The sequence below is a fragment of the Halogranum roseipondis genome (assembly GCF_059695585.1).
Genome location: NZ_CM185235.1, coordinates 1,497,447 through 1,522,536 on the forward strand (window position 1 = coordinate 1,497,447; position 25,090 = coordinate 1,522,536).

General features: G+C 66.8%; 23 protein-coding genes. 7 read left to right on the forward strand and 16 right to left on the reverse strand.

Annotated elements, in window-relative coordinates; all coding sequences use genetic code 11:
- Window positions 1-49: 49 nt before the first annotated feature.
- A complete protein-coding gene (locus EOHIBHHM_RS08050) occupies window positions 50-1,594 on the reverse strand; it encodes a heme-binding protein (protein ID WP_497256308.1) in 1,545 nt (514 codons plus the stop codon).
- A gap of 93 nt (window positions 1,595-1,687) precedes the next feature.
- On the opposite strand from EOHIBHHM_RS08050, the gene EOHIBHHM_RS08055 reads away from it, so the two are divergent.
- From EOHIBHHM_RS08055 to EOHIBHHM_RS08070, 4 genes are all read left to right on the forward strand, one after another.
- Entirely contained in the window at window positions 1,688-2,533 is an 846-nt protein-coding gene (locus tag EOHIBHHM_RS08055) for a formate/nitrite transporter family protein (protein WP_497256310.1), read from the forward strand.
- A gap of 48 nt (window positions 2,534-2,581) precedes the next feature.
- Window positions 2,582-3,103, forward strand: a complete 522-nt coding sequence (locus EOHIBHHM_RS08060; protein WP_497256312.1) for a PadR family transcriptional regulator — start codon at window positions 2,582-2,584, stop codon at window positions 3,101-3,103.
- Window positions 3,104-3,184: 81 nt separating this feature from the next.
- Entirely contained in the window at window positions 3,185-3,619 is a 435-nt protein-coding gene (locus EOHIBHHM_RS08065; RefSeq protein WP_497256314.1) for a hypothetical protein, read from the forward strand.
- Between the two features lie 150 nt (window positions 3,620-3,769).
- Complete coding sequence (locus EOHIBHHM_RS08070) at window positions 3,770-5,434, forward strand: bacterio-opsin activator domain-containing protein (protein ID WP_497256316.1); 1,665 nt, start codon at window positions 3,770-3,772, stop codon at window positions 5,432-5,434.
- A 21-nt stretch (window positions 5,435-5,455) separates the two neighbouring features.
- Here EOHIBHHM_RS08070 and pan2 read toward each other — a convergent pair whose 3' ends face one another.
- Together pan2 and pepF are read right to left on the reverse strand one after the other, a co-directional pair.
- Window positions 5,456-6,682, reverse strand: coding sequence for a proteasome-activating nucleotidase Pan2 (pan2, locus tag EOHIBHHM_RS08075; RefSeq protein WP_497256318.1), 1,227 nt, complete (start codon window positions 6,680-6,682; stop codon window positions 5,456-5,458).
- Window positions 6,683-6,815: 133 nt separating this feature from the next.
- Window positions 6,816-8,618 (reverse strand): oligoendopeptidase F, encoded by a 1,803-nt coding sequence (gene pepF, locus EOHIBHHM_RS08080; protein WP_497256320.1) that lies wholly within the window; start codon window positions 8,616-8,618, stop codon window positions 6,816-6,818.
- Between the two features lie 156 nt (window positions 8,619-8,774).
- Here pepF and EOHIBHHM_RS08085 point away from each other — a divergent pair, with 156 nt between their 5' ends.
- Window positions 8,775-10,124, forward strand: a complete 1,350-nt coding sequence (locus EOHIBHHM_RS08085; protein ID WP_497256322.1) for a M20/M25/M40 family metallo-hydrolase — start codon at window positions 8,775-8,777, stop codon at window positions 10,122-10,124.
- An 81-nt stretch (window positions 10,125-10,205) separates the two neighbouring features.
- Here the strand turns inward: EOHIBHHM_RS08085 and EOHIBHHM_RS08090 are convergent, their stop codons facing one another.
- The 11 genes from EOHIBHHM_RS08090 to EOHIBHHM_RS08140 form a co-directional block, all read right to left on the reverse strand.
- Window positions 10,206-12,206: a hypothetical protein gene (locus EOHIBHHM_RS08090; protein ID WP_497256324.1), complete on the reverse strand. Its 2,001-nt coding sequence runs from the start codon at window positions 12,204-12,206 to the stop codon at window positions 10,206-10,208.
- Between the two features lie 448 nt (window positions 12,207-12,654).
- Window positions 12,655-14,490: a hypothetical protein gene (locus EOHIBHHM_RS08095; RefSeq protein ID WP_497256326.1), complete on the reverse strand. Its 1,836-nt coding sequence runs from the start codon at window positions 14,488-14,490 to the stop codon at window positions 12,655-12,657.
- A 269-nt stretch (window positions 14,491-14,759) separates the two neighbouring features.
- Window positions 14,760-15,602 (reverse strand): tRNA pseudouridine(38-40) synthase TruA, encoded by an 843-nt coding sequence (gene truA / locus EOHIBHHM_RS08100; protein WP_497256328.1) that lies wholly within the window; start codon window positions 15,600-15,602, stop codon window positions 14,760-14,762.
- A gap of 90 nt (window positions 15,603-15,692) precedes the next feature.
- Window positions 15,693-16,130 carry a universal stress protein gene (locus EOHIBHHM_RS08105; RefSeq protein WP_497256330.1) on the reverse strand — a complete coding sequence of 146 codons (438 nt, stop codon included), beginning with the start codon at window positions 16,128-16,130 and terminating at the stop codon, window positions 15,693-15,695.
- Between the two features lie 48 nt (window positions 16,131-16,178).
- Window positions 16,179-16,607, reverse strand: a complete 429-nt coding sequence (locus tag EOHIBHHM_RS08110; RefSeq protein ID WP_497256332.1) for a universal stress protein — start codon at window positions 16,605-16,607, stop codon at window positions 16,179-16,181.
- A gap of 75 nt (window positions 16,608-16,682) precedes the next feature.
- On the reverse strand, window positions 16,683-17,981 hold the full coding sequence (gene hisS, locus EOHIBHHM_RS08115) for a histidine--tRNA ligase (RefSeq protein WP_497256334.1): 1,299 nt from the start codon (window positions 17,979-17,981) through the stop codon (window positions 16,683-16,685).
- A gap of 156 nt (window positions 17,982-18,137) precedes the next feature.
- Entirely contained in the window at window positions 18,138-19,019 is an 882-nt protein-coding gene (locus tag EOHIBHHM_RS08120; RefSeq protein ID WP_497256336.1) for an EamA family transporter, read from the reverse strand.
- A gap of 120 nt (window positions 19,020-19,139) precedes the next feature.
- Window positions 19,140-19,730, reverse strand: a complete 591-nt coding sequence (locus EOHIBHHM_RS08125; protein WP_497256338.1) for a DUF7411 family protein — start codon at window positions 19,728-19,730, stop codon at window positions 19,140-19,142.
- Window positions 19,730-20,083 carry a DNA-binding protein gene (locus EOHIBHHM_RS08130; protein WP_497256340.1) on the reverse strand — a complete coding sequence of 118 codons (354 nt, stop codon included), beginning with the start codon at window positions 20,081-20,083 and terminating at the stop codon, window positions 19,730-19,732. The genes EOHIBHHM_RS08125 and EOHIBHHM_RS08130 overlap by 1 nt, the downstream gene beginning before the upstream one ends.
- A 96-nt stretch (window positions 20,084-20,179) precedes the next feature.
- On the reverse strand, window positions 20,180-20,635 hold the full coding sequence (locus EOHIBHHM_RS08135; protein WP_497256342.1) for a 30S ribosomal protein S19e: 456 nt from the start codon (window positions 20,633-20,635) through the stop codon (window positions 20,180-20,182).
- Window positions 20,636-20,674: 39 nt separating this feature from the next.
- On the reverse strand, window positions 20,675-21,712 hold the full coding sequence (locus tag EOHIBHHM_RS08140) for a lysylphosphatidylglycerol synthase transmembrane domain-containing protein (RefSeq protein WP_497256344.1): 1,038 nt from the start codon (window positions 21,710-21,712) through the stop codon (window positions 20,675-20,677).
- Window positions 21,713-21,851: 139 nt separating this feature from the next.
- Between EOHIBHHM_RS08140 and thiL the strand changes: the two genes are divergently transcribed.
- Entirely contained in the window at window positions 21,852-22,742 is an 891-nt protein-coding gene (gene thiL / locus EOHIBHHM_RS08145; protein ID WP_497256346.1) for a thiamine-phosphate kinase, read from the forward strand.
- An 86-nt stretch (window positions 22,743-22,828) separates the two neighbouring features.
- Window positions 22,829-23,242, forward strand: coding sequence for a hypothetical protein (locus EOHIBHHM_RS08150; protein WP_497256348.1), 414 nt, complete (start codon window positions 22,829-22,831; stop codon window positions 23,240-23,242).
- On the opposite strand, the gene EOHIBHHM_RS08155 is transcribed toward EOHIBHHM_RS08150, so the two are convergent.
- Entirely contained in the window at window positions 23,228-24,454 is a 1,227-nt protein-coding gene (locus EOHIBHHM_RS08155; RefSeq protein ID WP_497256350.1) for a site-2 protease family protein, read from the reverse strand. The genes EOHIBHHM_RS08150 and EOHIBHHM_RS08155 overlap by 15 nt on opposite strands.
- Before the next feature lie 219 nt (window positions 24,455-24,673).
- Window positions 24,674-24,928, reverse strand: a complete 255-nt coding sequence (locus EOHIBHHM_RS08160; protein WP_497256352.1) for a DUF7123 family protein — start codon at window positions 24,926-24,928, stop codon at window positions 24,674-24,676.
- Window positions 24,929-25,090: the final 162 nt, after the last annotated feature.

Below are 25,090 nucleotides of genomic sequence, written 5' to 3' on the forward strand. Positions count from 1 at the left end.
AATGTGGATCAAAAAGCCGCTCGCTCACTGTGTTCGCTCGCGGAACGATTCAGGCGAGGAAGACGTGTCGCGGGCGGTCCGCGAGCACGTCGCGGCCCCACTGGACCGTATCGCGGAAGGCGTCCGATCGGAAGAACCCCATCGCGTCCTCCTTCGAGCGCCACTGACTCGCGATGAACATGTCGTTCTCGTTTTCGCGGTTGACCATCAGGTCCGTCTCGTAGTGTCCGTCGATGTCTTCGAGGACGCCACCGACGACGTCGAACTTCTCGACGAACTCCTCGCGGTAGTCGGGCTTGACGGTGTAGAACATCCCCATCGTGCCGAAGCCGGACTCCTCGCCTGCGCGCTCGACGATGCCGGGCAGCTCCGAGAGGAACCCCGCGGCGGTGTCGGCGGCGCTCGCCGTCTGCCAGACGCTCACGACCGCGCTGCGGTCGCGCTCGTTGGCCTCGTAGACGGCGGTCTTGACGTGCGACCCGTAGTGGTCGAAGTTCTTGCGCAGCCCGTCGACCTCCTCGAACAGCTCCTCCGGGTCGGCCTCGGAGTAGAGCACGGTCGCGTAGACGTCCTCGCCGTGCGGCTTCCCCGCGTAGATGTTCAGCTCTTCGAGCTCTCCGCGGATGTCGGCGTCGTCCGACTCGCTCCCGGCGTCTTCGCCGTCGTGGGGACGACCAGCCGCGTCGTCGTGATGGCCACCCTCGCCGTGGTGGCCGTCTCCACCGTGGCCGTGCTGCTCGCCCTCGCCGCCGTGGGGGTGCGGGCTGTCCTCGCCGTGGCCGTGCCCGTGGTGGCTCCCGCCACCGTGTTCGCTGGTCGGCACCGACTCGCCGTCGAGGTACGCACCGAGGTCTTCGGGCGGGAAGCGACGGCCGACGTAGAACTGGCCGAACTCGCCGTACCGTGAGGAGGCCTCGTCGAAGCGCATCTCGTAGACGATGTCTTTGATGTGTGCGGGGTCGTCGGCGAACAGCGTCACGCCCCACTCGTGGTCGTCGAAGCCGACCGAGGAGGCGATCACCTGTTTGATCTTCCCGGCGTACTCCTTGCCGACCTCGCCGTGGCCGGCCATCAGTTCGGCGCGCTCGTCGAACGAGAGGTCGTACCAGTTGTCCTCCTCGCCGCGACGCTTGCTCATCGGGTAGAACGAGACGTACTCGTCGTCGGGGATCTCGGGCTTCAGCTTCCCCTCGATGTAGCGGCGGAGTCCGGCGTCGATCTCCTCTCTGTTCCCTTCGAACCAGTCGTCGGAGACGTAGCCGGAGACCTCGGTGACCGAGACGTAGGAGGTCGTCTGGTCGGTGTATCCGGCCAGTGCCGTCCGCTCGAAGCGGCGCTCGGCGGTCGACAGCGCGTCGAGCGTCGGTCGGAAGTGGACGACCAGCAGGTCGGCCTTGTGGCCGAGCACGGAGAAGACGGCGGAGGCTCCCTCGTCGGCGTCGGCGACGGCCTCGTGCTCCTCGAGGTAGGCGACGCCCTCCTCGACGGCCAACTCCCGCTCGCGCTCGGGCGCGTCGCGCCAGGCGTCCCAGTCGACGCTGCGGAAGTCGTGTAGCACGTACCAGCCCTCGTCCGTCTGGGGTGCGTTCGGCATGAGCGACCCTTAGGACCCTTCGGTAAAGGGGTTTGCGTGTTCGTCCCCGTCGGCCACAGCGGTTTTTCTTCCCGGGGCTGAACCCCTCTCCAGATGCCGAGCGACGAACCACAGGGCGCGAGCCTCTCGTACAACAAGATCCTCGAGCGGGAGCTGGAGAACGCGCTCCGTGAGATAAAACGGCCGCCGAAGGGAGTGTTCCTCTCGGGGATCGCGGCCGGCCTCAACGTCAGTTTCGGCGCGCTGTTCATGGGGATGGCGCTGACGTTCTCGCCGAGTTTTCCCTCCCCGCTCGTGAAGCAGGTGACGCTCGCACTGCTGTCGTCCATCGGTTTCCTGTTCGTCGTCCTCGGCCAGACCGAACTGTTCACCGCCCACACGACGATGGCGGTCCTCCCGTTGCTCGACGGACGGACGAGCGTCCGCGAAGTCGGTCGTCTCTGGGGGAACGTCTACGTCTCGAATCTCATCGGCTGCGGGGCGTTCGCCGTGTTCGTCGCCGGCTTCGGCCCCGCGTTCGGAATCGTCACGCCGGCGGCCGCCGAGTCGCTCGCGACGGCGCTCGTCCGCCATCCGTGGTGGGTGATCCTCCTGAGCGGCGTCGTCGCCGGGTGGCTCATGGGGTTGATGACGTGGCTCGTCGCCGCGACGCGAGACACCGTCTCTCGGGTGCTCATCATCATCATCGTCGCCGCGACCATCGGCCTCGCCCCGTTCCACCACGCACTTCTCGGGACGACGGAGGTACTGACGGGGCTGCTCCTCAGCCCGCTCGTCACCGTCGCCGACTACGGCCACTTCCTCCTGTGGACGACGATCGGTAACGCGCTCGGCGGGAGCGTCCTCGTCGCGCTCGTCAACTACGGCCACATCAGACTCGCCGGCGAGGCGGTCGACGTCGAGTTCGAATCGTCGGTCGACGAGGAGCCGGACGCCTGAGACGCGCAATCGAAACCCTTTCACGAGCGCCACAGCAACCGACGGGCAATGCGGAAAAGTGGTCCGCCGAAGGGACTCATCTCGTATCTCGTACTCGAACTTCTGGAGGACCGCCCCCGATACGGCTACGAGATCCTCAAGGAGATCCAGGAGCTGAGCGGCGGTCACTGGGAGCCGTCGTACGGCTCCGTCTACCCCATCCTCTACAAGTTCGAGGAGGAGGGCTGGACCGAACGCGTCGACCGCGAGGACGAACCCGACCGGAAGTACTTCGCGCTCACCGATGCGGGCGCCGAGGAGCTACAGGCCAAACGCGGCGAGTGTGGTACCCAGGCCCGCGAGTTCGCCGAGGTCGTCCTCGGCTTCTATCACGTCTACGTCGCTTTCGCGACCGACGACCGCTTCGCGGTCGACTGTCCGGACGACGACTGGTGTTTCGACGAACGGTTCAGCTCCTGGATCGCCGAACAGATCATCCGCCACCACGAACGCGACTTCGGCCCCTTCGAACGCATCGACGACACGCCCGCCGAGTTCTACGAACGGTGTGGCGTCGACGACGCGGACTGAGTCGGCACGCCGCCCCTGCCCATCTCTGTCAGACAGGGGATACCTGTCTCATGAGGTAGTCGAACTAACCCCGAGGGGAGTTTGGCTTCATTCACGATGTTCCCCACCTCCGCGGAGACGGCCCCCGCCGCTCCGACGCTTCCGGATCGTTCGACGAAACGCGTCGTCGCCATCGGGACGGCCGCCGGCAACGCCGACCTGATCGAAGAGACCGTCCAGTCGCTCGACTGCCTGTTCGAGTCGGTCTCCTCGAGCGCGGAACTCGAAGGCGTCCTCGCGGAGCCGCAGTCGGCGTCGCTGGCCGTCGTCGACGTCAGATCCGTCACCGACCGCGTCCGTCGACTCTGCCGCCGACTCGACGACCACGACGTCCCCGTTCTCCTCCTGACGTCGCATCTCTCCGCGACGTTCGCGACGCGACTCCGGCAGACGCCGCGACTCACCGCTCACCAGAAACCGGTCGAACGGACGACGCTCGCCCAGGAGATCCGCTCGCTCCCGACCGTCGCCCCGTAGACGGCATCCTCTCGACACCGCTCTCTCCGTTCCCGTCTCCCTGCCCGCTCGGCGTTCCCTCGCCCCCGCTGCAGCCGACTCGTCGGAGACCGTCCGCCCCTCCCCACCGTTTATACTGCCGAGCGCCATCTCTCCGACGGCCGGAATGCCATGACTCTCCCACACGACAATCACGCTCCCGCCCGTGAGCGCGACGGTTCCACCGAGGTCGACGACTCGGCCCGCGTGGGGTCGCTCACCGAGGCGGGGTTCGACGCGCTTCCCACGCAGGTCGCGATTCTGAACACCGACGCCGAGATCGTCTACACGAACCGGGCGTGGCGACGGTTCGGCGAGGAAAACGGGTTTCAGGGGCCCGCACACACTATCGGCGTCGACTATCTGTCGGTGTGCGACGCCGCCACCGACGACCACGCCGCGACTGCCGCAGAGGGGGTCCGCGACGTCCTCGAGAACGACCGCGACGAGTTCGCCTTCGAGTACCCCTGTCACGGGCCGGACCAACAGCGCTGGTTCACCATGCGCGCCACCCGATTCCCGTTCGACGGCAGGGAGTACGTGCTCGTCTCCCACCTGAACATCACCGACCGAAAGCAGTCGGAGCTCCGCGTCGCCGCCCAGAACGACGAGATCGAGACGTACAACCAGGTCAACACCATCGTCCACGACGTCGTCGACTCGCTTCTCGAAGGGGTGAGACGCGACGAGATCGAGGCGACCGTCTGCGACCGACTGGCGAGTTCCCACCTGTACGGGTCGGCACTCGTCGTCGCTCCCGCCCTCGACGGCGACGCGCTCACCGTCCGCGAAGCGTCGAACGTGGACGGAGCGACGTGGGTCGACGCCCTCGACGGCGGCCGGACGGCGCTGCCCGAACTCGCCGCCGCGCTCGACGACGGCACCGTCGAGGCCGTCCAGTATCTGCACGACTCGTCGACCGTCCCGGGCGCGCTGAAGGACGTCGCCCTCGACGGCGGCTACCGCTCGTTCGCACTCGTCCCCATCTCGTATCTCGGCCACACCTACGGCGTCCTCGTCGTCAACGCGCTCCGACCCGAGGCGTTCGGCGACAACGAGACGCACGCGTTCGAGGTGCTCGGCGAAACCATCGGCTACGCCATCAACGCCGTCGAGAACCGACGGCTGCTCTTCGCGGACACGCTGACGGAACTGGAGTTGACTGTCGGCGAGGACTCGGTGCTCGCCGGGCTCGCGGCGACCGCCGACTGTACGTTCGAGATCGACGGCGTCATCCCGGCGACGGAGGGCGTCCACTGCTACCTCCGCGTCCGGGGGGCTGCTCCGGTCGACGTCGTCGAGGACGCGAGCGGGACGACCGGCGTCGAGCAGGCGCGCGTGCTCGAAGACGGCGTCGGCGGCGGCACCGTCGAGTGCACCCTCTCGTCGTCGCCGCTTCGAACGTTCTTGGACGCGGGTGCGACGGTCGCGGCGGCGACCGCCACGGCCGGGTCGCTCCGACTCACCGCGGTCGTCCCGCCCGAGACGGAGATCCGGACGCTCGTCGAGGGGCTCGTGGCGTCGTTCCCGACGGCCGAACTCGTCGCGAAGCGGGAGACCGACCGGACGATCCAGTCGGTCGAGGGGTTCCGCGAACAGCTCGAGACGACGCTCACCGACAGACAGCGCCAGACGGTCGAGGCCGCCTACCGCGGCGGCTACTTCAGACGACCGCGCGAGAGCTCCGGCGGCGAACTCGCCGAGACGTTCGGCATCGCCGGCCCGACGTTCCACCAACATCTCCAGGCCGGGCTGAACAAACTGGCCGGCCTCGCATTCGACGACGGCCGACGCTGAGCCGAAAAGAGGACCGACGGTTCAGTACTGGTAGCTTCGGGCCGAGCGGTCCGCCGACTCCTCGGCTGCCTCCATCTTCTCTCTGGCCTGCTCGAAGTCCTCGTGTGTGACCTCCGTCCGCTCGTCGCGGATGGCGTACATCCCCGCCTCGGTCGCCAGCGAGGCGATGTCGGCACCGCTGTAGTCGTCGAGTTCATCGGCGAGCTCCTCGAAGTCGAGGTCGTCTGCGACGTTCATATCCTGCGTGTGGATGCGGAGGATCTGGGCACGACCCTCGACGCCGGGCTTGGGCACCTCGATGAGGCGATCGAAGCGACCCGGCCGGAGGATCGCCTCGTCGAGCATGTCGAAGCGGTTGGTCGCGGCGATGATGCGGATCTCGCCGCGGTCCTCGAAGCCGTCCATCTCCGAGAGTAGCTGCATCATCGTCCGCTGGACCTCGGCGTCGCCGGAGGTCTTCGAGTCGGTGCGCTTGGCGGCGACGGCGTCGATCTCGTCGATGAAGATGACCGCCGGTTCCCGCTCGGCGGCCAGCTCGAACAGGTCGCGGACGAGCCGCGACCCTTCGCCGATGAACTTTCGCACCAACTCGGAGCCGGCCATCTTGATGAAGGTGGCGTCGGTCTCGTTGGCGACGGCCTTCGCGAGCATCGTCTTCCCGGTGCCCGGCGGGCCGTGGAGCAGGACGCCCGACGGCGGTTCGACGCCGACCGTCTCGAACTGTTCGGGGCTGACGAGCGGGTCCTCGACGGCCTCGCGCACCTCGCGTACCTGTTCGTCGATGCCGCCGATGTCCTCGTAGCGGACCTCGGGCGACTCGTCGACCTCCATCGCCTGTGCGCGGGCGTCGGTCTCGTCGTCGAGCAGCCGCTGGACGGCGAAGGAGTCGTTGATGGCGACGCGGTCGCCGGGTTCGAGGTCGTCCTGGAGCTGCGGCGAGACGTCCGTGAGCACCTCCTGGTTGTTGCCGTGCTGTTTGATGACGACGCCGTCGTCGGTCACCTCCTCGACGCTCGCGATGTAGAGCGACGAGGTCTTCAGTACCTCGTTGCGCCGCTTGAGGTGGTCGACCTCCTCTTGGAGACCCTCACGTCGGTCGTCTGCCTCCGTCAGTCGCTCGTCCAGTTCGTCGTTGACCTGCACGATGCGTGCGTAGTGCTTTCGCATCGCGTCCAACCGCTCGGCGTCCGACATGTCGGGATCGAGGTCGAGCCGTGGGCGGTCGGGAAGAGACGGACTATGTGACATTCGTTAGGTCCACGTTTGGTATCCGCGTAAATGTGCCTTTGGGTCGCGAGAGTGGTTGGAGGTTGCGACAGGCTGAAACCCCTCGAGTCACGACGACGCGTCTCCGGGCACTGACGGCCGCACGACGGGTCGACTACTCGAGATCCAGCAGGTCGGCCATCCGGTCGAGGTAGTCGCCGTAGACCGAGAGCGCCTGCTCGATCGGTTCCGGCGAGGTCATGTCGACGCCGGCGGTCGACAGGATCTCCATCGGGTAGGCACAGCCGCCCATCTCCAGCGCCTCGAGGTAGTCGTCGGCCGCGTCGTCGCCCTCGTCGAAGATGCGCTCGACGATGGAGACGGCCGCGCTGATCCCCGTCGAGTACTGGTAGACGTAGTAGGAGTAGTAGAAGTGCGGGATGCGCATCCACTCGCGGCGGATGGCGTCGTCGACGACGGCGGGTTCGTAGAACTCCTCCTTCAGGTCGCCGTAGATCTGGTCGAATCTGTCGGGCGTCAGCGCGCCGCCGTCCTCGGCGATCTCGTGGATCTGCTGTTCGAAGTCGGCGAACATCGTCTGCCGGTAGAGCGTCGAGCGGACGCGTTCGAGGTACTCGTCGAGCACGTGCGTCCGGAGCTCGTCGCTCTCGGCGTTCTCCAGGAGATAGTGCGTGAGAAGCGTCTCGTTGACCGTCGAGGCGACCTCGGCGACGAAGATCTCGTAGCCGGAGTACTGCCACGGCTGGGCCTCCTTCGCCAGCTCGGAGTGCAGCGAGTGGCCGAGTTCGTGTGCCAGGGTAAACATCGACGTGATGTCGTCCTGGTAGTTCATCATGATGAACGGCTGGGTGTCGTAGGTCCCCGAGGAGTAAGCGCCCGACTGCTTCCCGCGGTTCTCGTAGACGTCGACCCAGCGGTCCTCCAGCCCCTGTGCGACGCGCTGCTGGTAGTCCTCGCCGAGCGGCGCGACCGCCTCGACGATGTACTCTTTGGCCTGCTCGTAGGGTACCGCCGGCCCCTCGTCACCCGTCAGCGACATGTAGAGATCCCACATCTGGAGGTCGTCGACGTCGAGCGCCTGTCGCTTCAGGTCGGCGTGACGGTGGAGGTGATCGAGGTTGTCGCGGACCGTGCCGAGCAGGTTGTCGTACACCTCCACCGGGACGTTCGGCCCGTCGAGCGCCGCCTCGCGAGCGGTCTCGTAGTTCCGCGCTCGGGCGAGTTTCACGTCCGTCTTCACGCTGTTCTTCAGCGCCGTTCCGACCGAGTTGCGGACGTCCGCCCACTCCTCGTAGAACTCTTCGTGGACCGTCTGTCGGAACTCGCGGTCGGGATGCTTCAGCAGTTTCGTGAAGTTCCCTTGCGAGATCTCGACGGCCTCGCCTTCGGGGTTCTCGACGGTCGGGAACGTCATGTCCGCGTTCGACAGCATGGTGTAGATGTCGCTGGGTGCGCCCGTCACCTCCGACAGTTCGGCGAGCAGTTCCTCGACCTCCGCCGAGCGCGTGTGCGGCTTCATCCGCAACACGTCGTCGAAGTAGTGTTCGTACTCGGCGAGAGCGGGTTCGTCGTCGACGAACGAGGCGACGTCCGCCTCGTCGAGGTTCTGCTGGAGTTCGGGTTCGATGAAACTCGTCGCGCTCTGTGCCTTCGACGCCAGCGACTGTGCACGCGTCGACAGCGCCTGATACTCCTGGTTCCGCGTGTCCTCGCTACTCCGCAGACGGGCGTACGACGCCACCGTCGCGACGTCGCGCATCAGCGACTCCTCGAGTTCGAGCGCCGAGCGCAGCGTCTCGGCGTCCTCCGTGAGCCGCCCCTCGTACTCCCGGACGTCGTCGACCCGACTCTCGACGTCCTCGAAGGCCGTCTCCCACTCCTCGTCGTCGGCGTAGATGCTCTCGAGGTCCCACTTGTACTCCTCGTCGATCTCGCTCCGCTCGGGAACCGAACTCATAGACGGAGGGTAGGTCGTCGTGGTGGTAAGTCTTGCCAAACCGGTCGCACAGCCCCGACAGCACAGCGCTCCGTCACCTTCTCGACTCGGCCGTTCGACGCCCCTCTCGACTCGACCGCCCACCGTGCCTTTGTCCTCGCCGCGTGAACGCGGCCCATGGACGACACGCTCCACGCCGCGCTCGGGCGGACGTGGCTCGACGACGCCGGATGGGACCTGCTGACCGACCTGACCACCATCGACAGTCGGATGGGCGGCAGCGACGGCGAACGACGCGCCGCCGACCGCGTCGCCGACGCCCTCCGCGCCGCCGGCGTCGACGACGTCCGTCTCCAGTCGTTCGAGACGAACCGCTGGACGCGCGGGTCGGCGACGCTCGACCTCCTCGCGCCCGACGATCGGTCGTTCGAGGCGCTCGCGCTCCCGTACTGCCCCGCTGGTGAGGTCGAGGCCGACCTCGTCGACGTCGGTCACGGCACCCCGAGCGAGGTCGACGACCGCGACGTCGCCGGGACGGTCGCCGTCGCGAGCACGACCACGCCCGACGGCGGGCGGTTCGTCCACCGGATGGAGAAGTTCGCACACGCCGTCGACGCGGGTGCCGTCGGCTTCGTCTTCGTCAACCACGTCCCCGGCCAACTGCCGCCGACGGGCGCACTCCGGTTCGACGAGGAGGCCGACGCCGTCGCCGTCGGCGTCTCGAAGGAGACGGGCGCGTGGCTCACGGAGTACGCCGAACGCGGCGGTCGGGTCCGCCTCTGGGTCGACGCCCGAACCGAGCCGGCGGAGAGTCAGAACGTCGTGGGGCGAGTCACGTCGGAGGGTGGGACCGACGGCGACGAAGTCGACGACACGGACGGCGACCTCCTCCTCGTCGCTCACTACGACGCCCACGACGTCGGCGAGGGTGCGCTCGACAACGGCTGTGGCGTCGCCGTCGTCGTCGCCGCCGCTCGGATCCTCGCCGAACTCTCTCCCCGTCTCGACCGCGACGTCCGGGTCGCGGCGGTCGGCTGCGAGGAGACGGGGCTCGTCGGATCGGAGCATCTCGCGAGCGTCGTCGACCACGACGACCTCGCCGCCGTCGTCAACGTCGACGGCGCGGGGCGGTTCCGCGACCTCGTCGCGATGACGCACACCTCCGAGGCGACGACCGACGTCGCCGAGACGGTCGCCGACGAGACCGGACGCCCGATCCGCGTCGTTCCGGAGCCACATCCGTTCAGCGACCAGTGGCCGTTCGTCCGGGAGGGCGTCCCCGCGCTCCAACTGCACAGCGACAGCGGCGAACGCGGCCGCGGGTGGGCGCACACGTCGGCCGACACACGCGAGAAGGTCGACCGTCGGAACCTCCGCGAACACGCGATGCTGACGGCGCTCTCGGTTCTGGAGCTCGCCGGTCGCGACGTGCCGCGACTCGACCGCGACGACCTCGCCGCGGCGTTCCGCGACGCCGACTTCGAACGCGGGATGCGTGCGGCCGACCTCTGGCCCGACGACTGGTGAGGAGTGCTGTCGCTCTCGGTGCTACGTCCGATAAAAAGGTGGTCGTCGGTCGTTGCTACGAGGTAGTTGGAGGCGCTGCCGTCAGCGCTCCTGCTTCTGCTCCACCTTGGTGTCGGCGTCGCCGCCGTTGACGCTGACTTCCTGTTCCATCTCGCTGGAGCCGTCACCGGAGTTGGTCTCGGAGTCGGAGTCGGAGCTCTTGTCGCTGCTCGAACCCGACATCGAGGCCTCGCTGTCGGTGCACTTCGTGTCCGTGCACATCCCCGATGCGGCGGTGTGGGCACCCTCCGAGGAGGAGCCGTCGGTCGCGTCGTGGGTCACAGAGGTTCCCTGCATCCCCATGCCACCGACGCCGCTGAAGCTGACCTGAACCTGGGTCGCGGACGCGTCCTGCGTCTGGCTCTGGTCGTTGTCCTCGCCGTCCTGTGACTGTTCGGCGGACTGCTCGATGCTCTGCTCTTGGCTCTGTTCGATGTCGTCACCGCGAGCGTGCTGTCCGGCCGTCGCCTCGGCGTTCTGTTCCTGGCTCTGGTCGTTGTGCTTGCCTTCCTGGTCCTGTTCTGCGTCCTGGTCGATGTCCTGTTCTTGATCCTGTTCGATGTCGTCACCGTGCGCAGCCTGGCTGGCGTCTGCCGACGCGTCCTGGGTCTGCGTCTGGTTGTTGTGGTGGCCCTCGGTCTCCTGTTCTGCGTCCTGCGTCACGCCCTGGGACTGCTCCTGTTCGGTGTCGTCACCGGCGGCGATCTGCTCGGCAGACTCGGAGGCGTCCTGGCTCTGTTCCTGGTCGTGGCGGTCGCCGTCCTGCTCTTGATCTTCGTTCTGCTTGATGCTCTGTCGCTGTTCCTGCTCGCTATCCTCGCCGTCCTGGCTCTGGAACGCGTCCTGTTCGGAGTCGGCGTCCTGCGACTGGTCGTGGTTGGTGCCGCTCTGCTTCTGGTTCTGGTCCTGGACGGACTGCGAGCGCTGCTTCTGGTCGTTGTCTTCGCCGAACTGCTGTTGGGTCTGCGACTGGTCGGCGTCGGCGTTCTGTTCTTGGTCGCTCTTCTTGGCGTCCTGCTTCTGGTTCTGCTTCTGTCGTGCGGACTCGGTCTGGACCTGGTCGTTGTCCTCACCCTCGACGTAGGCGGACTGCGCCTGCTCGGAGTCGGCGTTCTGGCGCTGGTCGACGTAGGCACCCTTCTGTCGCTGGGTCTGGTCCTTGTCGGCGGCCTGCTTCTGTCGCTGGGTGTGGTCTTCACCGGTCTGACCGGCGAGCTGGTCCTGCGCGGAGCTCTCAGTCTGCTGCTGGACGCCGCGGTAGCTCTTCTGGGACTGCCGCTGTTCGGAGTCGATCTCCTGGGTCTGGCTCTGCTTGCCGTCCTTCGAGTAGAGCTGGCCGCCGGACTGACTCTGGGTCGCGTCCTGTGCCTGGCTCTGGAGGCTGCGCTTGGAGTGCTGCTTCTGGGTCGCCTCCTGGTGGACGTCCTGGTCCTGCGTCTGGTCGTTGTTGTAGCCGACCTGGTAGCCCTCGCTGAACTGCTCGGCGTTCTGGAACTGCCCCTGGGCGCTCTTGTAGCTGTCCTGTTGGGAGGTGGCGCGCTGTCGGAGGTCCTGTTCGGAGGACTGGTCGTTGCGCTTACCGTCCTGGCCCGCGAGACGCTTCTGCATCGCATCCTGGACCTGTTCCTGGGCGTTGTGGACGCCCGCCTGGGCGTTGATGCCGTACTGGAAGACGTCCTCCGCGACGTCCTGCCAGTTGTGCACACCGTACTGGTCAGCCTTCCCCGTCTGCGAGGAGCGCTGTTTCTGCTCCTGGCTACTGTGGCGGGTCTCGAACTGGCCCTGGCCCTGACGCTGGTCGAGCTGTTGGTCGGTGTCTTTGTCGTTGTACTTCCCGTCCTGGTTCTCCGTGAGGTGTTGGATGAACTCTTGGACTTGCGATTGGGAGTTCTCGAACGAGACGGACGTCGCGCCGGCGGCGCCGACGATGCTGCCGGAGACGACGATCATCGTGATCGCGACGACGAACAGCCGAGAGACGACGCGCATCCGTCGGCTTCCGGAACTGCGTCCGGTCTCGCCTTGTTGTTTCTTGTCTGACATTGTTGGGGACGTTTGACTTTCGCTTAACGTCACCATCCTATCTCGTGAGAGACGGTTTGGGTATGACCCCGTTGTTGGGGTTCTAGAACGCGATTAACACCAGTTAGGACAGTTCCGGTCCCTGAGTACGCTCGCCGAACCGGCGTTGAACGACCCGTTATCACCGCCTCGTTCCCCGAGACACGCGTCACTGTCCAGTCGCTCTTCGAACGGGCGACGACGGTCCTCACCGCGGCTGCACGCGGAGACACCTGGCGATGCGGTGAGAGTCGAATGAGGTGGTCACTCGCGGCCGATCCATCTCTCACACCGCCGGTAGGCCGAGGTCGACACCTCGACGTAGGTGACGGCAGAGTCGCCGTCGTCGAGTGCGACACGCCCGAGTCAAAACGAGATCGCGGGAGATCTGCCCTGTCGGCCACTCTCGATTCGTCTCTCGACGAGACGGTTACGCGGTCGCCTCGACGGCGGCCGTCGAGATCGACTCGGTCTCTTCCGGAGTGTCGATGTCTTCTGTCGTCTCGCTCATGTCTTCTGTCGTCTCGCTCTCGTCGGACTCGTGGTGATCAGAGTCGTGGTGGTCAGAGTCGTGGTCGTGTCCGTCGTCATCCGACGTACCGTCGCTGCTCTCCTCTGACTCTGTGTCCGCCTCTAACGACGCGAGGAACTCTTCGGCGGATCCCTGGTTGATGACGATCTCCTCTTCGACGACGACGTCGCCGTTGCTCTGCACTTCGACCTGCTGGGCGCCCTGAGCCTGCACTTGGCTGCTGTCGACGCCGTCGGTCATGTACTGGTTGATGACGATGTGGAGGACGACGGTCACGTCGCCGTCGGCCTGCACGAGCACCTGCTGTACGGCGAGCGCTTGCTGCTGGTTCTCGCCGCCGATCTGTACCTGCGTCTGGCTCTGCTCTTGGCTCTGACTCTGGCTGTTACCCTCCCCCGACTGGCTCTGGTCCTGCGACTGGTCGCTGCTCTGCGTCTGTGTCTGGTCCGCCCCGTCGTCGCTCTGGTGTTGGTACTGCGACTGGTCCGTGTTCTGGCTCTGCTCTTGGTCGTTGCCCTCACCGGACTGCTCTTGGTCCTGCGTCTGTTCGTTCGTCTGGCTCTGTTCCTGGTCGTTCTGTTCGCCCTCCTGTGTCTGTCCCTGCGTCTGGTCGGCAGACTGTTCTTGGTCCTGGTCGTTGTCCTCGCCGGACTGTTCTTGGCTCTGCTCCTGGTCGTTCGACTGCTCTTGGTCCTGGTCGTTGTCTTCGCCGGACTGTTCCTGACTCTGCTCCTGGTCGTTCGTCTGCTCTTGACCCTGCTCGTTGTCTTCGCCGGTCTGAGCTTCCGTCTGCTCCTGGTCGTTGTCTTGGCTCTGTTCCTGCTCGTTGTCCTCGCCGGACTGAGCCTGTTCTTGATCCAGCTCGCTGTCCTGGTGCTGCTCCTGGGCGTTGTCCTCGCCGGATTGCCCCTGTCCCTGTGTCTGGTCTAACTGCTGATCCTGGTCTTGGTCGTTGTTCTCGCCGGTCTGTGCCTGCGACTGGTTGGTCGACTGTCCCTGTGTCTGATCCTGCGTCGACCCAGCGGCCGAACGGTCGTCCCCGCCCGTTTCGGAGTCGTCGTCGGAGTCGTCTTCGTCGGAGCGGTCCTTCTCTGAGTCGTCTTCGTCGGAGCGGTCCTTCTCTGAGTCGTCTTCGTCGGAGCGGTCCTTCTCTGAGTCGTCTTCGTCGGAGCGGTCCTTCTCTGAGTCGTCTTCGTCGGAGCGGTCCTTCTCTGAGTCGTCTTCGTCGGAGCGGTCCTTCTCTGAGTCGTCTTCGTCGGAGCGGTCCTTCTCTGAGTCGTCTTCGTCGGAGCGGTCCTTCTCTGAGTCGTCTTCGTCGGAGCGGTCCTTCTCGGAGTCGTCCCGTCCGGCGTCTCTGTCGTCGCGGTCGCGGTCCTTCTTCTTCGACTTCTCGACGTTCTTCTCCGACTCGGGGGTCGACTTCGAATCGTCGACGGCTGGCGTCACCGTCTCGTCGTCGTCGGCGTCGAGTACCGGGTCAGAGAGCGCGGCGGGTGCGCTCGCTTTCGGTTCCTGGTCGACGTCGGCTCCACAGCCGCCGATGCAGTCCGCAGCCGCGAGATCTTGGGGGGCACCGAGGATCCCGCCGCCGCCGAGGAGCACGGCGATCAGTCCTCCCAAGACGACGACGGTCAAGATCGAGGGCAGAACGAGGCTCTGCGCGAACACGTTCGTCTCCGTCCCTCCGTCCGTGCGGAGCGACGACCTGCTGTTTCCACCGTTGTTTTTACGCATGATTCCTTCCGAGAGGACGTAACGAGACTCGACTCGTTAGTTAGACGCCGGTTGTCACGCTCGTCGTTCCTGGTACGGTCGGCTTGCGAGTCGACGCCGTCGTGTCGTGGGGAACCATACTCTTCTCCCACCCCCTGGGGCCACCCTCCGGACTCGTAAACGCCGAATTCGACGCGCACGACGGGATTAAACGCTGATAACCGACACTTACCGTTCGCTCCGAACGTCAGTCTGGAACGCCGAACGGTCGACACGAGTCGGCCGACCGACTACTCGGGGGCGACGGCCGCCAACACCGTGTCGGCGACGCGACTGCGGACGCGACCCTCGACGGCGCGCTCGCCGAACACGCTCCGCGTCGACGCGACCGCCGTCTCGTCGCACTCGAACGCGACGCCGGAGTAGTCGACGCCGGTCAACACGAGCGGCGTCGGGGGTGCCGGTGGGACGCCTTCGGGCCCGTCGATCGGCTCCGAACCCAACACGCGCTCGATCTTCTCGACTGGTGCGGCCCCGCTCCCGACGGCCTGCACGAGCGAGACGAGTCGTCGGACGAGTTCACGGGCGAACCCGCCCGACTCGACGCGGACGACGAGGAACTCACCGTCTCGCGTCAGGTCGCCGCTCAACTCGCGGACGGTCCCCGTGTCGTCGGGCGTCAGGTTGTGGAAGTCGTGTTCGCCGCAGAGCGCGTCGAGTGCGGTCCGGGCGTGGTCGTCGTCGACGTGACTTCGACCGTCGAGCGAGTCGGACTCCGGCGTCGGGGCGTAGAGGTGGTAACTGTACCGTCGTCGGACCGCGTGGTGGGTCGCGTGGAAGTCCGCGGGGACGTCCGCTGCGGCCCACGCGCGGACGTGACTCGGGAGTTCACTGTTCAGCGCGCGCGGCGTACACCACTCCGGGCAGTCGAAGGCGATCGTCTGGGCGACGGCGGAGACCCCAGCGTCGGTCCGACCGGCCGCGGCGTACCCCGTCGGCTTGGCTGCCGTCTCGTCGAGGACGCCGAGACGACGCAGCGCGTCGAAGAGGCTGTCCTCGACGGTCGGAACCGAGGGCTGACGCTGAAACCCGTAGAAGGGACGGCCGTCGTAGGCGACGCGGAAGGCGCGCATAGTCGGGGATGGCCGTCGTCGGGCTTAACCGCGACGGAAGGAGAGAGCGATTGCGAGCGCAGTGGCGTCCCTCGGAGTGCACGACTGCTCTCAGTCGGCGGGCGGGACCGTCAGGACGGGGACGGCCGCGCGGCGCACGAGACGGTCGGCGACACTCCCGAGGAGGAACTGCTCCAATCCGTGGTGGCCGCGCGTCCCGACGACGACGAGGTCGACGTCGTTGTCGTCGACGTACGCCAGGATCGTCTCCGAGACCGGCCCCTGTTCGACGGCCGTCTCCACCGTCACCCCCGCCGCCGCTCCGGCGTCGACGACGTGGTCGACCGCCGTCCGCGCCTCCTCCTCGAACCCCTCGACGATGACGCTGGTGTCGACGTCGAGTCCGTGAAAGTGACTCACGTCCGCGACCGAGAGCGCGTGCAGCGTCGCGTCGTATCGGGCGGCGAGCTCGACCGCGTGGACGACTGCAGCCTCCGCCTCCGGACTCCCGTCGGTCGGTACCAGGATCCGCTCGTACTCTGTACGCATACCGTGCCTACGTCGGAAAACAGGATAAAACGCTCACCCACTCGGCGCTCACTCGTCGAGACGGACCGTGAGGACGGGGACGGGAGCGGTCCGGACGACCCGCTCCGTCACGCTTCCCAGCAGGTAACGGTCGAGTCCCGTTCGACCGTGTGTTCCCATCACCACGAGGTCGATATCGTTGTCCGTCGCGTACTCGGTGATCGTCCGGGCGGGGGCGCCGCGGACGACCGTCGTCTCGACCGCGACACCGGCGTCCGCCGCGGTGGTTTCGACCGCCTCGACCGCCTCGCGGGAACTCTTCTCGACGGCTTCGAGCACGCTGCTCGGGTCGACGTCGACGGTGCTGAACCGCGTCGGGTCGACGACCGAGAGTACGTGGAGCGTCGCGCCGTACTGGGCGGCGAGGTCGACCGCGTGGTCGACCGCTCGCGTCGCAGTCTCGCTTCCGTCCGTCGGCACCAGAATCCTGTCGTACATGATAGTCACTCGAAGGGACGGTCGGAGAGCGGTTAAGCGTCGGTGTCGATTCTCACGGGTCGGGAACCGAGCTCCTCACTCGGCGAAGTCGTCGTAGGTCGGTGCGTCGAGCGGACCGGGGAACTCGTCGACCGGCGCGGTGGTCTGCTCGCCCGACGCCATATCCTTCACCGTCACCTCGCCGTTCGCGAGGTCCTGCTCGCCGACGATGACGACCGTCCCGGCGTTGATGCTGTCGGCGTAGCCCATCTGTGCGCCGAAACTCCGTCCGGCGACGTCGGTCTCGACGACGTTGCCGCGCTCTCGGAGGTCGCGGGCGACCCGGGCGGCGGTCTCGCGGGTGTCGCCCACCTGCAGGACGTAGTAGTCGGTCGTGAGCGACTCCTCGGGCCACGCGTCGGCGCGTTCGAGCAGGAGTTGGAGCGTCGCGTCGCCGAGGGCGACGCCGACGGCCGGCGTCGGCTGGCCGCCGAAGTCCTCGATGAGGTCGTCGTATCGGCCGCCGCCGAAGACGGCGCGGGAGACCTCGCCGGTGGTGTCGAAACACTCGAAGACGACGCCGGTGTAGTAGTCCAGCCCGCGGGCCGTCGTCAGCGACAGGCTGCAGACGTCGCCCGCGCCGAAGTCGTCGGCGGCGGCGAGCACGTCTCGGAGGTTGTCGACAGCGGCGGCCAGTTCCTCGTCGCCGAAGTCGGCGATGGCGTCGAGGTCGCCCGCCGTGATGAGGTCGTCGAACTGCTGGGCCTCTGCGGCACCGAGCCCGGCGTCTTCGAGCAGCCCGAAGTACTCGACCTCCTCGACCTTCGCTCGTTTGTCGACCGCGCGGATGGCGTCGCGGGTGTCGACGTCGGCGTCGAAGGCGGAGAGCAGACCAGAGAGGATGTCGCGGTGGCTGACGCGGAACTCGAAGTCGTCGGCGGTGAGACCGAGTCCGAACAGCGTGTCGGCGGCGAACGCGAGGATCTCCGCGTCGGCCTCGGGTTCGCTGGAGCCGAAGATGTCGACGTTGGTCTGGTAGAACTCGCGGAACCGGCCCTGTTGGACCTGTTCGTAGCGCCAGAACGGTCGCGTAGAGACCCACTTGACTGGCTTCGACAGCGCCTGCTGGCGGGCGACGAACATCCGGGCGACCGTCGGCGTCAGTTCGGGCGTGAGCGTCACTTCGCGGCCACCTTTGTCGGTGAAGGCGTACAGTTCGTCGACGATCTCCTCGCCCGACTTGTCGACGTACATCTGCGTGCGCTCCAGTCGCGGCGTCTCGATCTCGCGGAAGCCGTAGCGGGCCGCCGTCTCCTCCATCGCGTCGAACATCTGCCGACGCGACCCCATCTCCTCGGGGTAGAAGTCGCGGAAGCCCTTGAGTCGGTCGTACATGGACGAGGCTTCGGCGACTGTGCGCTTCAAGCCTGCCCTTTCGTGGCGTCGTACACGACGTGACGTCTCGTCACGACTCGGGCTCTCGGCGCACCGCGGCGTCGCCGTCGCTCGGTACGGGGAGCCTACCGTCGGCGACGAGACGGTGCAACCGGACTAGAGGGCGATGAGACCGACCCCGACGACGGCGAGCAGCGCCGCGACGAGGCGGATGCCGAGGTTCTCCTCGCCGAGCAGGAGTCCGCCGAGCACGACCGCGACGACCGCCTGCGTGTTGATCACTGGCGAGGCGATGCTGGCCGGGACGAGTTGGAACGCCAGGGACGTGACGTACTCGGCGGTGGCGACGAGCACGCCGAGGCCGACGAACTTCGGGAGGTCGCCGCGGAGTCGGGAGACGGAGGGGAGCGTGTGGAACGCGACCGGCAGGAGGACGAGTACGACGCTGACCTCGAGCAGCGGTACCCAGAGCTGTGGCGGCAGCGCCAGCTCCTGAAGGGCGACCCGCTTGCCCACGTCGCCGACCCCCCAGCCCGCGGCACTCAAGAGCGCCAACTGGGCGGGTCGCGAGTAGGCTGCCCGCTTGATCGGTTCGATCAGCTCCCCCGGTTCGTAGTTGGCGACGTAGACGGCGAGCGTCGCCGCGAGCACGCCCGCCAGTTGGAGCGGACCGAGATGCGCACCCAGCAAGGCGATCTCGATCGGCAACACGAACACCGGTGCGAGCTTGTTGATCGGGGCGACGTAGGAGACCTCACCCGCCTCCAGAGCCTGCAGAAAGAGGATGAACGCGGCCCCGATCGCGAGCACCGTGAGGAGGATCGCGCCGAGTGCGACCGGCGTGAACGTCGCGAGCGACGGCAGTTCCGCTGGCGACGTCGTCGCGACTGCGAACGGCGTGAAGGCGAGTGCGGCGAAGGCGTTGATCAGAACCGGCAACGCGAACGCCGAGTAGCCGTCGAAGTACCGCTTCAGCGCGACGATCTGGAGGCCCCACAGGAGTGCGGCGACGAGCGAGTAGAGGATTCCCGGATCCACAGGTAGGGGTTACTGCCACAGGGTAAGAGCGGTTCGACTTCGTCGTTTCCTGCCGACCGCGGACGGTGGTCACGGTCGGTGATGTACTACCGACCGTGGACGGTGGTCGGGGTCGACGCCTCACTGTCGACCGTGTACGTACGTCTGTGTGTGGTCGGGGAACACCTCGCCGACGGCGTCGCGTCCGAACCGATCTGCGACGAGCGTCCGGAGTTCGCCCTCGTAGTCCGCTCGGGGGATCTCCTCGCTCGGACCCGACTCGACGTCGAGCGCCGTCTCGACCAGTCGGTCGACGGCGTGGCGACCGAACCCCGACAGCGGCGCGAGGTAGTCGACGCCGTGGCGGTCTTCGAGGCTCTGTGCCTGCGCCCGCGAGATGGTCGGGACGCGGTCGTCGCGGCGGGTGCCGTCGGCGACGGCGTCGACGTCCCACGCGGCGACGGTCTCCAGCGCGTGCTCGTGGACGGCCTGGATACCGTTACGTGGATAGCCGTCGTCGTACATCGTCTCGGCGGCCGAGACGGCGACCTCGCGGTCGAGTTCGACCGTCTCGAACGGGAACTCGAGCGTCTCCGCCGCCCGGGCGGCGTGCTGCCAGTCCTCCGTGACGCCGAAGTGGGCGGTGACGAGGCTGACGTCGTAGAAGGAATCGAGCAGGAGGGCGGCGAGCGAGGAGTCCTTCCCCCCGCTGTAGAGGAGCGCGAGCTCCATCACCGGCGACGGATATCGAAGCTCTTCGAGTCGGGCTTGAGTTCCTTCAGCAGGCTCTTCATCTGGTCTTCGTCGATCTGGCCCTGGATGCGTCCGCTCTGCGCCAGCGCGACGATCTGCTGTTCGACCTGCTCGGCGAAGTCGGGTTTCGACATCTGGACGGCGTTGAGCCGCTGACGCGCGCCGTCGGTGAGATACTGCCGGAGGAGTGCGTCCTTCTGGGCCTCCGCCTGCTGGCGGGCGGCCTCCTCGGCCTCGCCGCCTCCCTGTTGCTGGTCGGCCTGTTCTTGGAGCTCCTGCATCTTCTTCTGTCGAAGCTCTTCGAGTCGTTCGTCGTCGGGGTTGCCACTCATAGGTGATAGTTTCCGCTTCTGCAGGAAAACGATTACGGACGGGGGTGCCGCGGCTCGCGGTACTGGCTCGAAGAAAACGGTTGCGGACGTAAAACTCTACGCGTAGCGTTCGAGCTCGGGACGGTCGAGCCGTTCGAACACGTCGTTGGCGGCGTCGTCGAGGAAGCTCCGACCCTCGTCGGTGATGCGACGGCCCTCACCCTGCGCCGTCTCGACGAGTCCCTCCTCTTCGAGCTGCTGGAGGATGACGCGGTTGATCTTCTTCGAACCGGTCGAGGTCTTCGCCTTGGCGACGCGGTAGCGGTTCGAGCCGCGCTTCTTCCCGCCGTACTCGACGGCGAGGCTCTCCATGCCGATGGGGCCCTTCGTGGCGACCTTGCGCAGGAGGCTGCCCGCACGCACGAACCAGAAGTCGTCGTCCTGCGGCGGCAGCTCCTTGCCGGATCCCGTCTTCGTGAAGTTCGCCCACTCCGGTGCTTCGATGCGGTCCTCGAGTCGGTCGGCGAGCTCCCCGATGAGCTCGTCCGCCGGAACGTCGTAGAGGGTTACCATGTCCTGCTTTTCATGGTATCGCTGTAAAAAGCCATCGTATTAGGCCCGTCCGCGGACGCTGAGAACGCCCATCACGGCCCCGCCGATGAGCGTCGGCACCCAGTAGACGGCCCCGCGATAGATGATGACCGCCGCCGTCGCAGTCGCGAACCCGATGGCCGGTCCGGTCGCCGCCGCCAACAGCGTCGCCAACACCCACTCGATGCCGCCAGCGCCACCGGGGAGCGGCGTCACACCCGCGATGGCGCCGATCGGGACGACGAACATCGCAAGAGAGAGCTTGATGGGGACGCCGATGGCCTGGAACGCCAACCAGAGGCCGACCATTTGGAAGAACCAGCCGAGCGCGGAGAGCCCGAGCGCCAGCGCGAGTCCCCGCTGGTTCGTCGCCACGCGCTCGATGGCCTCGAAGAACCGACTCACACGCGCCTCGATGCTTTCGGCGGTGGGGACCGACAGCCGCGGCAACAGCTCCGTCAGCCACTGGATGAACGGAGTGATCCGGTTTATCACCCGGTGTTCGAGTTCGTAGCGCTTCTGCCAGCCGAGGTAGAACAGCCCGGGGACGGCGACGGCGAGTGCCACGATGGCGACGACGGCCATCTCGATGCGCGAGTTGTTCCGGACGAGCGTCGTCTCGGTGACGAAGTAGCCCGCGCCGAACAGCGCGATGGTGATCGACGGGACGAAGTTGAGCGTGTCGACGCTCGCGATCGCCGCCAGCCCGGTCTCGTACTCGGCGTCTGCCGTCCGCGAGATGAGCAGCGCCGTCACCGGTTCGCCGCCGGCCTGTCCGAACGGGGTGATGTTGTTCGAGAACATCGCCCCCGAGAAGACGAGAAACGACTTCACCGGCGTGATGTCGACGCCGAGGACGCCCAGGACGGTCCGCAACGCGAGGCTCCACGCCATCAGCCACAGCAGCGTCACGCCGACGACGACGACGACGAGACGGGTGTCGGCCATCTCCAGTTGGGCGACCAACTGGTCGGTTCCGGCGAAGTAGAAGAGCGCAGCGAAGACGAGAACGGTCACTGCGAACCCCAGTACGGTCGTCCGCAGTCGCTCACCTGCCATGTCCGGAGGGTCGACGAGTGACTGCTTTAACCCACCGAAACCGCCTCCTGGTGACGGAACACCGACCGAACACGCTTCCGACAGTTCTCGTCTGTCACCGTCTCGGTGGGTTTACGACACCGGAGAGTCTGCCTCGTGCATGGACGAGCGTACGGCGCTGCGGCTGCTCGCTGCGGACCTCTCGGGCGCCGGCGACGACGCCGCCGTCGTCGACGGGACGGTCATCACGACCGACATGCTCCACGAGACGACAGACTTCCCGGCCGGAACCACCCGATACACCGCCGGCTGGCGTGCCGTCGGCGCGTCGCTCTCGGACGTCGCCGCCATGGGGGCGACGGCGACGGCGGCGGTCGCGGTCTACGCTGCCCCCGAGTTCGACGAGACCGAACTCCGGTCGTTCGTCGACGGCGCTTGCGACGTCTGTGCGGCCGTCGACGCCGAGTACGTCGGCGGCGATCTCGACGGCCACCAGGAGTTCACGGTCGCGACGACGGCCGTCGGCGAGACGGACGCCCCCGTCCGTCGATCCGGTGCGACTCCCGGCGACGCCGTCTGCGTCACTGGGACGCTCGGCCGAACCGCCGCCGCGATCCGCTTCTTCGAGGACGGCGACGCGGAGCGCGGCAACGCGCTCTTTCGGTTCACACCCCGCGTCGCCGCCGGCGAGACGCTCCGCGACCACGCCACGGCGATGATGGACTCCAGCGACGGCCTCGCCCGGTCGCTCCACCAGCTCGCCGAGGCCAGCGACTGTGGGTTCGACCTCGACGTCGCCCGCGTCCCCGTCGACTCCAGCGTCGACGAGGTCGCCCGCGACGACGCCGACCGTCGGGAGTGTGCACTCCACTTCGGCGAGGACTTCGAACTCGTGTTCACCGTCCCAGCGGACGCTCTCGAGGCCGTCCGCTCGGCCGTCGACGTCGAGGTCACACGGGTCGGAACGGTGACCGCGTCCGGTTCGGGCGTCGTCGCCGACGGCGACCCGCTGCCGGACCGCGGGTTCACACACGCGAGCGAGGAGTCCTGAGCCGTCGCTACCCTGATCTCTCGTTACGCTCCCTGCACTTCAACGCCCACCGAAGCTACTTGTCGTTTGCCCGCCCGTTTCGAGTCGTGAACGCCGCCAACGACCGTCGTCCTCGCCTCGCCTTCGTCGTCGCCGCGTCCCTCGCCGGCACCGTCGCCGTCGTCGGCTTTCCGACCGGCCCCGTCTTCGCGGTCGTCTTCGCCGTCGCGGTCGGCGTCGGCGGCTGGTCGGTGGCGCGACGGTGGACGCTCTGGGGGGCGAGCGGCAACGCGTGGTCCGGTGCGCTGGTCGGGTTCGTCACCGCCGCGTCGATGCTGGCCGGTCAGAGTCTCCCGGTTCCGCTCGACGTTCGTCTCGCGGTCGGCTTCCTCGTCCTCGCCGTCGGCGTCGCCAGCGCGGCGCTCGCGATCGAGTTCGCGTCCGAGGCTGCCGCCGACGGCTTCGTCGGCGAGACGTCGGACGCACACGCCCCCAGTCGTACCGACTCAGACGGTCAGTAGCTGGATCGGCACGAGCATGAAACACAGCAGGCCGAGGAAGAACGTGAGCGCGCCGACGGCGAGTCGGCGGCGGTCGAGCCCCTTCTCGTCGATGGGGTTCGCGGGGCCGTTGAACGCGATGAACGTCGAGAACAGCCCCCAGAACGCCCACAGCCCGACAGACTCGTTGATGCTGAGTCCGCGGCCGTAGTAGAGATACGCCGACAGGCCGAACAGGACGAGCGGCACCATCGCGGCGACCGTCTCCTGCCGTTCGCCGATCATCGCTCGGAGCATGTGTCCGCCGTCGAGTTGGCCGACGGGTAGCAGGTTGAGCACCGTGAAGAACATCCCGACCCAGCCGCCGATGATGACCGGGTGGATGGTGACGCCGGACTGCGAGCTGACCGGTGGGTCGCCGATGACGTCTAAGATGGCCGACCCGAGCGGGTTCAGCGGGACGTCAGCCGGCGGCGAGGCGGCCGTTCCGTAGGCGACGGGTTGGTTGATGAGCGTCGCGATGATGTCGAGCAACGGCGGGTTGTTGAACACGATGATTTCGCCGCCGCTGGCGAGGACGTTGTCGGGGATCGGCATCGGGTCGAGCGAGAGGCCGATCACCGTGACGACGATCGTCGCTGCGAGCCCCGCCAGCGGGCCGGCGACGCCGATGTCGAACAGCGCCTTCCGGTCGGGCATCTGTCCGCGCATCCGGATGATCGCCCCCATCGTCCCGAACGGGAGGATGAAGGGGATGACGTAGGGCAGCGAGACGTCGACGTCGTGGTAGCGCGCCATCGCGTAGTGGCCGAGTTCGTGGACGAGCAGCACGCCGAGCACCGCGGCCGTGAAAGGCCACGCCTGCAACACCGCCAGCGGGTTCGCGGTGATCTCCGAGACGGGGACGTAGTACCAGGCGTTCGCGCCCACGAACAGCGTCGAACAGACGGTCAGGAGGAGCAAGAGCAGGTTCTTCCACGGAACGCCGTCGACGCTGTTGTCCAGGGGTCGGGCGACGAGCACGTCCTGTGGGCCGTTCGTTCGAGCGATCTGTACCTCGTAGCCTGCCTCGCGGAAGGCGGGCCAGACCTCTCGGAGGAGCATCCGTTCGGGGACGAGTGCGTCGCCGTAGTAGAGCAGCCGGTCGCCGTCGCGACGGACCTCGTAGAGGTGAAACACGGCGGACAGCGCGTCCGTCGGTGGAGCGGCGTCCGACGGGTCGACCGATTCCATTGTTCGAGCGGTACGTGTCGCGGCTGTATAAAGGCCGTGACGACGGAACGAGTCCGACTGCGGTCGCTCGTCGTCAGCGAAACGAAAGGGGGAGGTCGCCTCGGCGGTCGCGTGACCGCCACGACGACGTGGTCACGGAGGGTTCGTGGTCGAGGACGGGGACCGTCCGGGGACCGCGCGTCGGGGGAAGTCGCGTGCAGCGTGTGGGGGATCTGTGTCTTACGCGACGTCGGCCGCCTCGATACGCCACGTGGTCGCACTCGTGTACGACCACTTCTCGACGGACAGCTCGGTCGCGGAGTCGCGGAGTTTGACCATCAGCGCGCCGATCTCCTTCGGGGACAGGCCGACTTCCTCGGCGATGAACTTGCTCTTGAAGTAGAGCTCTCCGTTCTGGGCCTTCTGCAGGAGGAACTGCTTCAGACGCTCTTCCTTGGACGGGGCTTCGGTGGAGGGGTGTGCAGTTGCGCTCATTGCGTGTTTCCTCGATTCGAGGTAAGCACAGTTGACACCATATAAACGGAGGAACGTTAGTGGGACTTCGCCTTCTTTCAGCCGAAAAATGCAGAAAGTATACCTTTCAGAACGCTTCTAGATTCCCTTAGAAAGTTTACAGACAGATCTCAGACTTTCTTT